At 64.0% G+C, this 13,806-nt stretch carries 12 protein-coding genes; 1 reads left to right on the forward strand and 11 read right to left on the reverse strand.

Translation table 11 applies throughout. From position 1 onward, the window contains the following. Positions 1–126 precede the first annotated feature (126 nt). Together AB1384_09285 and AB1384_09290 are read right to left on the reverse strand one after the other, a co-directional pair. Positions 127–2,154, reverse strand: a complete 2,028-nt coding sequence (locus AB1384_09285) for an SPFH domain-containing protein (protein MEW6554465.1) — start codon at positions 2,152–2,154, stop codon at positions 127–129. A gap of 71 nt (positions 2,155–2,225) precedes the next feature. Then, positions 2,226–2,840 carry a TetR/AcrR family transcriptional regulator gene (locus AB1384_09290; GenBank protein MEW6554466.1) on the reverse strand — a complete coding sequence of 205 codons (615 nt, stop codon included), beginning with the start codon at positions 2,838–2,840 and terminating at the stop codon, positions 2,226–2,228. 142 nt (positions 2,841–2,982) lie between these two features. Here AB1384_09290 and AB1384_09295 point away from each other — a divergent pair, with 142 nt between their 5' ends. Further along, positions 2,983–4,839, forward strand: coding sequence for a hypothetical protein (locus tag AB1384_09295; GenBank protein ID MEW6554467.1), 1,857 nt, complete (start codon positions 2,983–2,985; stop codon positions 4,837–4,839). Positions 4,840–4,866: 27 nt separating this feature from the next. On the opposite strand, the gene AB1384_09300 is transcribed toward AB1384_09295, so the two are convergent. The 9 genes from AB1384_09300 to AB1384_09340 form a co-directional block, all read right to left on the reverse strand. Further along, positions 4,867–6,108, reverse strand: coding sequence for a hypothetical protein (locus tag AB1384_09300; GenBank protein MEW6554468.1), 1,242 nt, complete (start codon positions 6,106–6,108; stop codon positions 4,867–4,869). Positions 6,109–6,167: 59 nt separating this feature from the next. After that, positions 6,168–6,443, reverse strand: a complete 276-nt coding sequence (locus AB1384_09305) for a GyrI-like domain-containing protein (protein MEW6554469.1) — start codon at positions 6,441–6,443, stop codon at positions 6,168–6,170. Between the two features lie 128 nt (positions 6,444–6,571). Further along, on the reverse strand, positions 6,572–7,273 hold the full coding sequence (locus AB1384_09310; GenBank protein ID MEW6554470.1) for an ABC transporter ATP-binding protein: 702 nt from the start codon (positions 7,271–7,273) through the stop codon (positions 6,572–6,574). A 13-nt stretch (positions 7,274–7,286) separates the two neighbouring features. Beyond that, positions 7,287–8,798, reverse strand: a complete 1,512-nt coding sequence (locus tag AB1384_09315) for an ABC transporter permease (protein ID MEW6554471.1) — start codon at positions 8,796–8,798, stop codon at positions 7,287–7,289. Positions 8,799–8,822: 24 nt separating this feature from the next. Then, positions 8,823–9,590, reverse strand: a complete 768-nt coding sequence (locus AB1384_09320; GenBank protein MEW6554472.1) for a hypothetical protein — start codon at positions 9,588–9,590, stop codon at positions 8,823–8,825. 40 nt (positions 9,591–9,630) lie between these two features. Further along, a complete protein-coding gene (locus tag AB1384_09325; protein ID MEW6554473.1) occupies positions 9,631–10,209 on the reverse strand; it encodes a hypothetical protein in 579 nt (192 codons plus the stop codon). An 84-nt stretch (positions 10,210–10,293) separates the two neighbouring features. Beyond that, positions 10,294–11,289 (reverse strand): hopanoid-associated sugar epimerase, encoded by a 996-nt coding sequence (hpnA, locus tag AB1384_09330; GenBank protein MEW6554474.1) that lies wholly within the window; start codon positions 11,287–11,289, stop codon positions 10,294–10,296. A 91-nt stretch (positions 11,290–11,380) separates the two neighbouring features. Continuing rightward, the gene (locus tag AB1384_09335) at positions 11,381–12,634 is read right to left on the reverse strand and encodes a 2-hydroxyacyl-CoA dehydratase family protein (GenBank protein MEW6554475.1); all 1,254 of its coding nucleotides are present in this window, start codon (positions 12,632–12,634) and stop codon (positions 11,381–11,383) included. A gap of 30 nt (positions 12,635–12,664) precedes the next feature. Next, positions 12,665–13,678 carry a 2-hydroxyacyl-CoA dehydratase family protein gene (locus AB1384_09340; protein ID MEW6554476.1) on the reverse strand — a complete coding sequence of 338 codons (1,014 nt, stop codon included), beginning with the start codon at positions 13,676–13,678 and terminating at the stop codon, positions 12,665–12,667. Between the last annotated feature and the right edge of the window lie 128 nt (positions 13,679–13,806).

Consider the following 13,806-nt stretch of genomic DNA (forward strand, 5'->3'; position numbering starts at 1 on the left):
ATCCGCTAAGGCGAAAGGGGCAAGGTGCCCGTTCGGAGGCGTCCTCCCAAGCTAATAGTTTTCAGCAACCCCTTCCGAAAGGGGCATGGAGAGGCTTACCCTTGACTTGGGTCTTTAAAGGTGACCCTAATCGGGTGGAGGAGGGACCGGCACGGTCCCGGAAGGAGGCTCCTCCCCGGGCTCCCGCCCCGACTCCTCCGTGACCGCGCCGCCTGCCGGCACCGGCACGGTCGCTTGCCGGGAGATGCTGCCCATGACCTGAGCGGCCAGGGCCTCCAAAATGCCCCCGTTCCCTCCCCCCGCCACCAGGATCTGGGGCACGAAGGAGACGCCGCTCTTGGAGAGGGCGTCGACGGAGTTGACTAGGGCCGTGGGCCCCTGGCCCAAGGCGGCGACCTGCGCCTTATAGGCCTTGGCGCGGGCCATGCCGACCGCCTCCACCTCCGCTCCCTTGGCGGCCCCGGTTTCGCTGATGTAGAAGGCCTCGCCATCGGCCTCGGCCTTGCGCGCATTGGCGTTGTTGGTCTTGATGTCCACCCCTACCTTGGACTTGGCCAGCTCGGCCTGCATGTCCGCGGTGCCCTTGGCCTGCTCGGTCTCGATGCGCTGCGTCTGGGCGTCCTTCTGCTTCTGGAAGGTCTCGATCTCCTGGCGGGCGATCTCCCGCTCGGTGAGCACGCGTACCAGGTCGGGCGGGAAGACGACATCCTGGATGTAGACCCCCCTGGTCTCCACCTGGTAGTCGTCCAGCTTATCTCGGATATGGGTAAAGGCCTCCTCCTGCACCTGCTGGCGGGTCTCGATGAACTGCACCGCCTGCATGGACTGCAGCTTGTCGCGGAAGTGGTTTCCCACCGCCGCCTGCAGCACCTCGTTCACCAGGTTCTGCATGGTCCCCACCATGGAGATGACCTTGGGCCCCTTGGTGTCCGGGACATGGATCTGCACCTGCAGGTCGATGGCGAAGACGAACCCCTCCCTGGACTTGGCCACGATCTGCCGGAGCTGGCGGTCGAGGTTATGGGCCTCGGAGGTGGCCTCCGCCCAGTTGAGGGTGAGGATGGCGGTGGGCACGATCTCCGCCTGGTAGACGCGGGGGTTGATGGGGTACTTGCCGGTGCGCAGGGGCTCCTGCCAGATGCCGCGGTGTCCCGGGCGCACCAGGGAGCCGAACTTGAACTCCACCCCGGAGGTATCGACGGTGGAGAGGCCCACGTAGGCCTTGATGGCCGCGACCTGCCCCTGCTCCACCACCAGCATGGGCACCAGCTCTACCCCCACCAGGAAGGGGTTGAGGGCGTAGGCCCCGTAGAGCAGGGGGTCGTGCTGGAGGCCGATCTTGCCGCCGTTGTCCAGGAAGGCCTGGAAGTCCTGGTAGTTGTTGTGCAGGTCGTTCTTGCTGCCCATGAGCAGCTCGATGAGCTCGAGGTCGCCCACGCCCTGGCTCTCCAGCTCCATGATGTCGTCGAACTCGCCCAGGCGGTTGGCGATGGCTCCCGACGGCAGGGGGTCGCCCTCGTAGGTGGTGACGATGCCCACCATGTCGATGAGGTGCTGGCCGTCGGCGCTGGGCTGGGGCGAGATGCGCACCAGGTCCAGGTGGCTGTCCAAGAGGCCGAAGGAGGACGGGTACAGCCTGCCGTCCTGGTCCGCCAGCTCCTTCAGCTCCGGGGAAACGGGCAGGCCGTAGACCTGGTTCTTGGTGATGACCAGGAAGCCCACGGGGTGGATGGGGATCATGGTGCCGGGCGGCAGCACCGGGCGCTGCACGCCCTTCTGGCCGCCGTTGGCGATGAAGAGGTCCAGGTCGGTGTAGTTTCCGAACTCCTTCTTGTACACCGCCGACTTCGCCCCGATGGGGAGCGGGGCGCCCACCTGGGATATCACCACCCCGATCTCGCCCGCCGGCACCTGCACCCAAGGGAACTTATCCACCTTGAAGATGACCCAGAACTTGAAGCGCAGTCCGGGCATGAGCAGCTCCGCCTGGTACCCGGCCTCCCCGTCGAAGGCGATGGGGTTGTCCTCCGAGAGCTTCTTGAAAGAGAAGCGCTTGGTGACCAGTCCCACCTGGGTGGGGCCGATGCGCCGCAGCGAGGGCAGCACGATGAGCGCCAGCAGTACGACGATTCCGATGGCGATCCACAGAGCCATGACCATACCTCCTGAAATACCCCGGTTAATAGCAAGTCACTAAATAATAACATGCTACGCTATGGCTAGGTCTACCGGGGCAGGAGCCCCGGTCCCGCCGTGCCCCGGATCATGAGGTCGACGATGGCATTCGTCCAGTGCCTCCTCGTCTGCTCTTTGTTCCCGGAAAGCGATATGCGGCGCGCGCCCTCGAAAACGACCGCATTGAAGGCGAAGGCCGTCTCTTTGATGCGCATGTCGGGGCGGAGGAAGCCCTTCTGGATGCCGTTCCTCATGTAAGATGCGGAATAGTCGCCAAAGAGGTCGAAGGCGGCCTGTAGCTTATGGTTTATCTCCTCGTCGATGCCCAGCGCTTCGTAGAAGAGCAGCCTGGATAGAAGAGGGTCCTCAACGAAACGGTCGAAAAGCTTGTCCACCGCTCGCCTCAGCTGCGCCTCGTACTCCTCGAGCGTGTTGCTGGCGGCCGGAGCGTCGGCGGCGATCCCCTGGGTGATTCCGCGGATGACCTCGTCGAGTATCTGTGTGATGATGTCCAGTTTATTACGGAAATAGTGGTAGAAGAGGCCCTGGGCCATGCCGGTCTCCGCTGCGATATCCTCGATGCGAGTGGCGTGATAGCCCTTTTCGCAGATCACCTTGTACGCCGCTTCGATGATCTCCGCGCGTTTCCTGCTTGCCTTGTCCATGACCCAATGATAACATATTGAATGAAGCTTCAATCAACTTTTTCCTGAAAGGGCTTTCACCTGGGGAAGTCTGTTAAGATAGGGCGCAAGCGCCTTCAGCTCGGAAGTATGGTGCAAAATGCCGGTAAGAGGGGGGATCAAGGTGCGCAAGTACGTTACCGCAATCAGTCTGTTCAGTCTCATGTTTCTGATCATCCTGGCGGGCTGCTACCAGCCCGGAGGCCCTGTCCCGGAGGCGGCGCACGCGCCGGTGCCGCGCGACTATAGCCAAGAGGAAGTCGACGCGGTGGTGGTCATGGAGGAGAGGGTGATCTCCGCACCCCTCCCCGAAGCCTGGGGCGCCCCGGACGTCTGCGATGAGATACACTTCCTCCGCTTCCGGCCGGCCGACGGCTCCACCCTGGACCCCGCGGACGCGCAGGGCGTTGACGTCGCCAACACCGAAGCCATGCTGGTCATGCTACCGGGGGTGCTGGAGGGGGCCAACGGCTTCGAGTACCTCGCCAGGCAGTTCGTGTACCAGGCCAAGACGCAGCGGGGCGCCGACTTCGAGGTGTGGGCGGTGGAGCGCCGTAACAACCGCCTCGAGGACCTCTCCGCCGCAAACTATATCGAGGCAGGCCTGGAGGCGGGCGACATCTCCGCCGCCGAGGCCGCGCAGCTGGCCATAGACTACTACTATCTCGGCCAAGAGCTGAACGGGCGTACCTTCGAGGGCTGGTACAAGGACGCGGACCTCCCCTTCCTCTCCGAGTTCGGCCTGCAACTGGACACCGAGGACGTCTTCACGGTGATCCAGACCATGGTGCCCGACGCCGCCGCGCGCAAGAGCAAGGTATTCGTGGGGGGCCATTCCATGGGCGGCCTCATGACCTCCATGTTCGCGGGATGGGACCTGGACGGGGACCCCGCCACCACGGAAGACGCCGGCTACAACAACTGCGCCGGGCTCTTCGGCTTCGACACCCTAGTCTCCTCGGTCAGCGGTTTCATGGACCTCTTCCTGGGCGCTCTTCCCGAAGGCCTGATCACCCCCGATATGACCGAGGGCATGTACGCCACCCTGCTCGCGAGCCTGCGCTCCGACCCCAACGCCAACCGTATCCTGCCCATGCCCATGCTGGACGCCGAGGCCATGTCCCTGCTGGAGGCCATCGCCATCCTGGCCGATTTCGCTCCCGACGCGGAGTGCACGGTCATAGACGATGTGCCCTTCTCGGAATCCATGCGCATGCTATTGCGCTTCATGTTCTCCCGTGACCTGCAGACCTTTATGGACGGCACGCCCCAGGTGACCGACTTCCGTTTCACCAACGAGGCCATGCTGGGGGCGGTCTTCGACGACTCCTTCGCTCCCGTGGGCATGATCCAGAACAGCATGGGTTTCCTGGGCGGGGGAGCCGTGGTGAAGAAGGACTTCCCGATGTCGGAATCCTTGGCGGGCATCCCCGTGCTGGGGGACCTGCTCGGGGGCTTCTTCGGCAGCGGCCCCTACTTCATCGCCAACGACGCCGGACCTTCCGCTTTCGGGCTGGGCCAGGGGCCGCTCTATCACTGGGTAAACTTCGACGAGGTGGGCGATGCGGCCGATCCCCTCTTCCAGGACACTAAGGGGCAGCTAACCTACACCACCGCCAACAACGAGGTGGCGGACATCCAGGACGTGGCTCGCGCGCTCTACCGGGGGCCGACCAACCTCACGGAATGGTATTTCTCGACCCGGCTCATCGCCGACCAGATGGCCGCTGTCTTCGGCTACGGCCCGGAGTACGGTCTCAACTATATCCACGGCGACCAGCTCGAGGCCATGCCCAAGATCGAGTTCATCGCGGCGCAGGGGATGATGGGTGACCTGGGCGAACCGCCGCCGAACTGCGAGCGGCTCCTCCTGGAGGGTTATAACCACATGGATGTGCTCACCGCCTCCGCCAACACCTCGCAGCGCCGGGAGAACGGGGTCGTGGGGCCGCTAATCGACTTCATACTTGGCAACCTGTAACGCGGACATCGCCGCGTCCGGACCATGCTACCGCGGGTAGATTAGTTCCTTGTAGGTCTCGCCGGTGGGGGAGAGCACGCCCGACCGGATACTTATCCAGGCGTTCTGCCCCGAGGCCCGCTGCAGCTCGCCGTAGGTCATGTCCTCGGTCAGAGCGCTGTATTCCACGTAGCCGTAGAGGTACTGCATCCAGAAGGGGGACAGGAAAGCGAAATCGAGGTATCGCGCGAGCTCCACCATCACCTCCAGGTAAGCCTGGTCCAACGGTGCCCAGAAGCTGTATCCGTCCCGCGCGAAGGTATCGATGGCCGTGGCCACCGTCTCCGACCTCGACAGCTCCTCGCCCGATATCTTGTAGAGCCATGATTCAGCCGAGGCCAGCTCCTTGCCGTGGGTGCGCGCTATGGCGGAGACCTGTTCGGCGCGGTCGAGGATCGCGTCCCCCTGGATGGGATAAAAGTGGATATCGAGGTAGTCGACGGTGGTGTTTGCCGCCAGGCTCTCGAAGTAGGCGAGGTCGTCCCAGCTTCCCGCTCCGGCCCCGATCCTCGTTCCCGCGCGGTCCAGCCCGGCCAGGATATGGTTGACGATCTGCGTCTGGTTGGCGACGGTGAAAGCGAGACCGGTGTTGGACTGCTGGGTCATGGGCTCGTTCTCCACCGTGAGGTAATCGGGGCGCAGCTCTCGCAGTACGGTCTCGGTCATGGCGCGCTTCTCGCGCATGTACTCCTCCAGGGTCAGCCCGCTGTAGTCCACCCCCAGGGGTGACACCTCCGGCTGGGGGAAGACCGTGGTGGTCTCCACGATGAGGGCGAGGCCGCGGGAGCGCACCTCGGCGGCCACCTGGCGGTAGAAACCCAGGTACTCGGAGGAGCGGGGAAAGTCGGGGTTGAGGACGGGATACTGCACGCTCAGGGTGATGCCTCCGACCCCCAGTTCCTTCAGGCTGTCCAGGGTGGCTTGGATGGCATAGATGGTCCCCTCGCGGAAGAGTTCCTCGCCGCGGTTGGAGTTGGCGGCGACAAGTTCCACGCTGAAGACCGTACTGCCGTTCTCTCCGCCGGATCTCCCTTCGAGGTAGGTGTCGAGTTCACCGAGCTTCGTCTCCAGCTCCCCGTAGAGGCTTGCGTACTCCTCCGGGACCTCCGTCCCGGAGCCGGCCTCGTCCTCTGTAGCGTCCGGCATCTCCTGCCAGGTCTTTCCGCATCCCATGGCGACGATGAGCGTGAGGACGGTCGCCAGGAAGATGAAAGCGGTCCTTGCGATCATGTCGGCTCCTCCTTGCTGCCCCTTCGCTGAAGACATATGCCGCGCGGGACCTGGCGCGCCTACTTCTTGCGCACCGGGAACTGCAGCTCGGTGACGAGGTCGTCCTCCGAGCGGACCAGGATGGGGTCATTGTGGAAGACGGCGATCCCCGGGCCCATGAGTTCGTAGCCGTTGTCCCCGATCCAGCGCATCAGCTGCACCTGGGAATCCTGCACTCCGGAGTACGGCCCTTTGTGAACCAGGTAGGCCACCTCCCGGGCGGGTTCCGTCTTCACCCCGGCCTCGCCCGTTCCGGCCATTGCCTTGATCTCCGGCGGCGGCTCCAGCGGTCTCATTCTCTACCTCCTGCTTCCATCATCGGATACGAGTGTAAAGGAACCGTTAAGAAACGGTTAACTATCCTTCTTTCCGGATTATACGTGCGAGTACCCGCGGCGAGATAGACGGGGAGGTATCGCTCCGGTCATGATGGTATGGACGCGCCGCGGTTGAAGGGATCGAGCTTCCCGTCCATCATTCGGAACGCGCGGTCGGCCACCTCGAGGATGTCCTCGTCGTGGGTGACGATCATTACGCATTTACCGTCGTCTCGCGCCAGCTTGACCAGGATGTCGACGACCATGCGCCCGGTAGCGCTGTCCAGGTTGCCCGTGGGTTCATCGGCCAGGATGATATCCGGGTCGTTGGCCATGGCCCTGGCGATGGCGACCCGCTGCTTCTCTCCGCCGCTCATCTTGTTGGCCTTCGCCTTCTGCAGCCTCGCGTCTATTCCCATCCTTTCCAGAAGCCTTACGGCGGTATCGCGCTGCTCCCGGGCGGGAACGGTCTGCAGGTCCATGGGCAGCATTACGTTCTCCAGGGCAGTCAGGGCGGAGATGAGGTTGAAGAACTGGAAGACGAATCCCACCCGTTTCCTGCGGTAGGCGATGAGATCGGCACCGGCGGACGCGACGTCTTCTCCGAAGACCCGGATCTCTCCCGCATCGGGGCTCTCCAGTGAGCCGATGAGGTATAGCAGCGTGGTCTTGCCGGAGCCAGACGGTCCCACGATCACCGTCACCTCGCCCTTGCGGGCCTCGAAATTCACCGCGTCGACGGCGAGGACGTCGCCCGCCCTGGCCCGGAAGGTCTTGCTCAAGTCCTTGACCTGCAGTACGTCCTGCAAGGGGTCACACCTCCTATTCCATGCTCAGGACCCGTGCCGGTCTGAGCCTGGTTATCCAGATCACCGGGACCGCCATCCCCAGCAGGCTTATGCCGAAGAGGATGAGGATGCCGTAGACGAGCAGGTCCCCCTGGTAGATGACGTTGAGGTTGACCGGCTCGTCCTCCGCGACCGTGGGCGAGTACAGTCCGCCTTCCTTATACAGCTTACGGTCGGAGAGGTAATTGCCCGTATAGGCCTTTGCCTCCTCCTCTGGTGCCTCGTTCTGTTCGCTCCCGGACATCAGCCAGTCGCCGATGCTCTGGCTGATGAGGACGGTGGCACCGGTGGCCAGGACCACCGATACCAGGCAGATACATATGACCTCGGCGGCATACTGCAGGACGACCTGGCGGTCCGTTGCCCCGATGGCCTTGAGCACCCCCAGCTCCCTGGTCCTGCCGCTGATGATGATGGCCATGGCCAGGAGGATGATCAGAGCGCAGGCCCCCAGGGCCCCGAAAAGCCCGATTGTAGAGGTCTTACCCACCCTCTCCAGGGGTTCGGATATCTTCTCGTAATCCTCGTAGTCGCTCAGGAACTCGTACTTGTTGCCGTCCGCGATCTCCTGCAAGAAAACATCCCGCAATGATGCCGTGCTGTCCACGTTGTCGAAGTAGTACGAGCCGAGCTCGACGTATCCCGGTGTGCCGTTGAGTTCCTGCACTACGGGGAGGGGGGCGAAGAGCTTGTTGCCGGCCGGGTTGTAATCGAGGATGCTCTCGCTCTCGCGTTCCGCCTCGACGGTCTCGTATATGCCGATGACCTCGATGTCCATGGTACGGTTGCCGCGGTCGCCGCCGACGATCACCGCCTCAACGCTGTCACCTATCTCTAGCTCGTTGTCCTCGGCCATGTTCTTCTCCACCAGCGCCACCCGGTTTCCCTCAAGGTAGTCGCGGTAGGTGAAGAAGGAGCCCTCCACGAGTTTCTTGCTCCCGTTGAGGAAATCGGAGGCGGAGGCGCCGTTGGTGTTGCCCTCGAACACGAACAGGTTACCCAGCGTCTGCGTGGTCAGGCCCTCTATACCGTTGCGGGCCAGTTCCTCGTCGGTGGCGTACGGTGCCAGGGGGGCAAGCTCCGAATTGGTCGCGTTGAGGATGATTATCCCCGCGTTCTGGACCTTGTCGTAGGTGATGATATGGTCCTGGCGGGAGAAGGCATCAGCCACCTCCTCCGGCAGGAGGAACTTGGCCCTGTCCGCGATCTGCTCCTCCTCGCTCATGCTGCGGGCCTCGCGTTGCCGTTGCCTCTCCCCCTTGTCCAGTTCCTGCTCGAAAACATCCAGGATATATTCCGAACCCACCCGGACCTCGCCGTAGTTGCCGACGTTCTCCTTGATGTCCTCTACCTGGGCGTCGGCGGCCAGCTTCACCACCAGCATGGAGAGGGAGAAGGCCAGGCAGACGAAGAGCAGCAGCACCACGATGAGGTTGCCCAGGGGATGGCGCCGGAAGCTTTTGAAACCTCTCTTGATCGAACGCATGGGACGCGGCTCCTTCGCCGGGGCTCAATCCGAAAGACCGGCCAGGCCTATCTTCACTTCTTCGCCGTAGTCGTCGCCGCGCGCCTTATGGATGACGAGGTAGGCGTTGCCACCGGCGATATCCGCGCTGAAACCCGTGTTCTCCTCGGTGCTCTGGGGGTTGAGGTCATAGAAGAGGAAGACCCCGTCAAGGACCTCCTTCCGCTTGAGCTTGTAGAGCGCCTGCGAGAGATCGGCGTAGTCGAGCAGGACGGCCGAGATGACGTGCTCGGACACGTATTCGCCGAGGTAGCCGATGTCCCCGTAGTATGAACGGTAATCTTCCGCCACGATACTGGGGCTCTCCAACCGGAACGAGAACTGGGAGAGGTCGACGACTTCCTCCCCGACGTTCTCCACCGCCAGCTCGATCTCCAGGTAATCTCCCGTGACCTCGCGCTGGTTAGATGCGATGACCTTCTGGTTGGAGTCGTTCCTGGTCACGTCGAGCACGGTGAACTGTGCTCCGGACAGGGTCGCCGTATACCTGGGGTCCGGGGCGCCGGACCCTGTCCCGTCTTCGCTACCGCCCTCCCCGGCCGTGTTCGTGTCCTCGAGGTTCAGCCCCTCCAGGTCCTCGGCGCTGATCCCCGGCGGCAGCCTGGACCCCTCCTCCAGGGCCTCGTCCGCCGCCCCCGCCGCATCCTCGCCCGCGCCGCCGCACGACAACGGGCCGAGCGGCGCTAACGCCAGGAGCGCCAGCAGCAACGCCAGCGTCCATACCGTGGGAACACCGTGTGGTCTTCTCGGCAACGTCTACTCCCTTCTTTACGGGTGTGGGGAGGCAGGCCGGTCAGAAATCCGTCTCCTCGAGCCTGTAGTCCTTCGCCTCGCCGGCCAGCCCGTCGATCTCCGCCCTCATCTCGTCTATGTCGGCGAGGCCGCCCTCGAACTCATCACCGGTGAGATAGGACCTGATCTTGGCCTCGTCCAGGGTCTTGATGACGTCCAGGGCCTTATCGAACCAGGCGTCGATGAAATCCATCAGTTCCGATGTCTTCCTGGCGACCTCGGTCATCATGGCGGCGTATGTCGCCTCTCCCTCGACACCTTCCAGCCTCGTGACTTCGTGGTATTCGGCCTGTGCGCTGGTGGAGTTGGAAAGCACCTCGTCCAGGGCCGCCTCGTACTGGTCCAGGGGCCCTCCCGGGTTCACGATGGTCTCGGGGTTGGGGCCTTGCAGGATGGCGAAGAAATCCTCCAGTGCCAGGCTGAGCGTCTCCGCCTCGCTCGCCATGCGGTAGGCGTAGCTGTCCCCCCGGTTGATGTACTGCACAGCCTGGTCCTCGGCGCTGAGGCCGCAGCCGGAGATGAAGACCACCAGCGATACGGCCACCATACCCAGCAGTAACGGCACAAGAGCTTTCCTCACCTTTCGCACCTCCCGGTATCCTCCGCCGAAGGTCGGAGGCCGCCCGTGCGGCATCCCGTTCTCTTCATATGCTAACAGTAACATCTATCCCTTTTTCCTAATATAGCCGTTGTCGGTGAACCACTTGATGGTCTTCTCCACCGTAACCTCTAGTGGCGTCAACGGCAGGCCCAGTTCCCTCACGGCCTTGGAATTGTCGAAATGCTCGCCCATCCTGCCGATCTTTACCTGGGAGACCGAGACGACGGGGGGCTTCCTGGTAACGCGGGACCGGGCCTCGAAGACGTGCCCCAGGAGCAGCGCGGCCCGGTAGGGGAGCTTCAGCCTCGGCGGCCTTACCCCGGCGATCTCGGCGACCAGCCTGAAGAGATCGCCCACGGTCACGTTCTCGTTTCCCAGGATGTATCTCTCGCCCACCCTCCCCTTTGCGGCGGCGAGCAGGTGCCCGCGTGCCACGTCCTCGACGTCAATGATATTGGTCGCCCCGTCGATGTATCCGGGCATGTCCCGGTTGGCGATATCGACGATGAGCGCACCGGAGGGTGTCGGTTTGATGTCTCTCACGCCGATGACCAGGGTGGGGTTGACCGTGACCACCGGCAGGCCTCGTGCACAGATCTTCCTGGCCTCGATCTCCGCCAGGTACTTCGAGATCGCATAGTGGTCGCCGGTCTTCCACTGGTTGAACTCCGCTCCCTCGTTCGCGTAGTTGCCTGCCCCATGGGCGCCCATGGTATTGGCGGTGCTGGTGTAGACGACTTTCTTCAGCCCCCGGGCGAGCGCCTCTTCGAGGACGGTCTTCGTGCCCTCGACGTTCACCTGGTAGAACTGTTCCTTGTGCAGAGACCAGTGGGCGAAATAGGCCGCCACGTGGTAGAGGGTATCGCAACCGGCGAGGGCGGCCCGCATGGAGTCCCTGTCCCTGGTGTCGCCGAAGACCCGCTCCACCTCCAGGCCGTCGATGTTCCTGGTGTCGCTGTCTTTCCTGACCGTTACCCGCACGTCCACGCCGTCTTTCAGAAGCTCCCTGACCACCGCGCCGCCGATGAAACCCGTAGCTCCCGTGACCAGTGTCTTCATCCCCAGGCCTCCATTGACGCCTCCTCTCTTGATGCCCTAAACGGGAATCCGGACGTCTATATCATAGCAGGAGCTTCTGGGGCGGAGGGCTTCAACGCAGGGATTCCAGGAAAGCCTCCAGGCGCGTGGATATCTGCCCCTCCTGGTATTCCCGCTCGTCCACGCAGTCGCCGTCGAGGATGAGGGTGGGGACGCCCTTTTCCTGCAGCGCCTGCTTCACCAGGGCGGCGCCGCCGCAGCTCTGGCGGCAACCCCAGTGGTTGTAGTGGATGGCGCCGTCCACGCGGTACTCCTCCGCCAGGGAGGCGAGGTGGGTGGCCCTCCTTTCCACCGGTCCCACCAGGAAGTGGTTGCCCAGCTTTGCGGCGAGTGAGTTGTAGGGATCGTGCGGGTCCATGGCCTCCCAGGTGGCGTGGGTGTACTCCTCGCATACCAGGCGTGCGCCTCCCTTCGCAAGGGTGCTGAAGATACCCTGGGCGAACCAGGGCTTGATGTGCATCCACATCAGGCGGATGGAGTCACCCCCGGCACAGCCCCGCGTCCGCAACTCCTTCGCCAGTAGGCGATAGAAATCCGCGCCGGCCTGTGAGCCCATGCTGGCGAAGAGGACGCTGATGCCCCCCATGGCGTCCACGCCGTACAGGGTGCAGTCATCGCGCTTGCGCATCTCCTCCACCTCGCGCAGGTAACGCAGGGCCTGGTTGGAACGCTCGAGGGCCTTCGCCAGGCCCTTCTCCACCTCGGCGCCCCCAAAGCCGGAGCATTCCGCGAGAAGGCCGGCCGTCTCTTCCAGCTGCTGCGCCAGCAGCGCCTGCCCGCCGGGGCGTCCCGGCAGCGGGATGTCCACGGTCACCTGGGGCCGGCCGTACAGCTCGCCGCAGAAGGCGAAGGAGAGGGGGGCGGAGTCGCAGGGGTAGTTGACGGCAAGGAGCGCGGAGGGCTCGGGCATGAAGCCCTCCAGGGCCAGGCCGATGGCACAGCGGTGGAAGGAACAGGCGTCAGGGGAGAAGCCGGCTTCCGCCGCGCGGTCGATGAAGCGGGGCCCCATTCCCGCCGCGGCCACCACCGCGGTCGCCATCTCCGGGTAAAAAGGGATGCACCCCAGCCCCAGCACCAGCTCGCTGGGTACGAAGAGGTTGCACCATACAACCGGCCCCCGCCCCAGGTATGCGTCCCTGGTGATGGCCAGGAAGTATGAGAGGGAGACGCGGTCGGCCTTCCACTGCGGGCGGTTCAGGGGCGAGCGGGCCAGGCTCTCGGCCGTCCTCCAGAAGAACCTGGAATGGAAGGTGGAAGGTTCCAGGCGCTCGGAGAAGTGCTCCTTGATGGTCTTGACCAGGTCCATCCGTCCTCCTTGTGCGGACTTCCGTCTCCGTTACTCGAGCATCTCCAGGAAGGCTTCCACGCGGGTGAGCATCTGGCCCACGTGGCCGTCGGCGTAATCGCTCTCCAGGCGCAGGACCGGGATGCCCGCCCGCTCGAGCCGCTCCTGCACGCGTGGGAAATCGTAGAGGTAGGCATCGCAGAACTTGAGGGAAGCGTAGACGACTCCTTTCGCGCCCACCGCCGCGACCGTCTCCTCCAGCGTGCGATAACGGCGCTCCGCGTCCGCCATGCGGGCACAGGGGTGGCGGTCCAGGTAGGCGCGCGCCAGGGAGCCGAGCAACTCATCAAGGCTCTCGCCCCGGGGCAAGGTGGGCGTCGCGAAGGAGCGGTCGCCGTTGCAGAGGTCTATCCACACCACCCGGGCCCCCGCGCGGTCCAGGCTGGCCACCAGCCCCGCGGGGTTGAGCAGGTTCCCGGAGAGCAGGACGGGGACGCCGCCGGCGGTTCCCGCCGGCTCGCCGCAGGGAGGCATGTCCGTATAAAGCCGGGAGTGGAAGGCCATGGCCAGGCGCAGCCGTTTTTCCCCGCACAGGCCCTCGCAGGCGCGCAGATAGGAGAGGCGCCGCTCCTCCCGCGCCAGCGCCGCCTCGCGCAGGTCAACAGCGGTGACCTCATGGCCTGTCATCTCTCCCAGCGCGCGCGCGAGGTGGCGGAACTCCTCCGCCAGCAGGCGTTCGGCCCCGTCACCGGTATTGCGCGGGAGGTCCACGAGGTAGACGAGATCGTCCGGGAAACGGTCCCTCCAGGCGTCGTATAGCCTGCGCATGCCGTCGCAGGAGTTGACGAATACGGCCTGGTGGGGGCCCTCCCCCTGGATCCCTTCCGCCAGGCAGGCACGCACATAGGGGCAGATGGCGGTGTGGAGGAGGGTATCCGCGGACTCCAGGGAGCCCGCGTCTCCATAACGCCGCACCGGCACCAACCCCGCGGCATCGAGTATCTCCAGCGGCGTGTAGGTGCAGAACCAGGCTACGGCGCTCTCGCTGTCCAGGGCGGCGATGATGACTCCTTCCCTGTCGCGGCTTGTTGTGACTGACCGGGATCATGTTCCCGGCCGGGCCTTTCGATAGAATCCAAGCGTTTCGGGTATATTATAGTAAAACCGCCCGACCGGATCGGTTACAGGACATG

Source organism: Actinomycetota bacterium, from assembly GCA_040757835.1.
GTDB lineage: Bacteria > Actinomycetota > Geothermincolia > Geothermincolales > RBG-13-55-18 > SURF-21.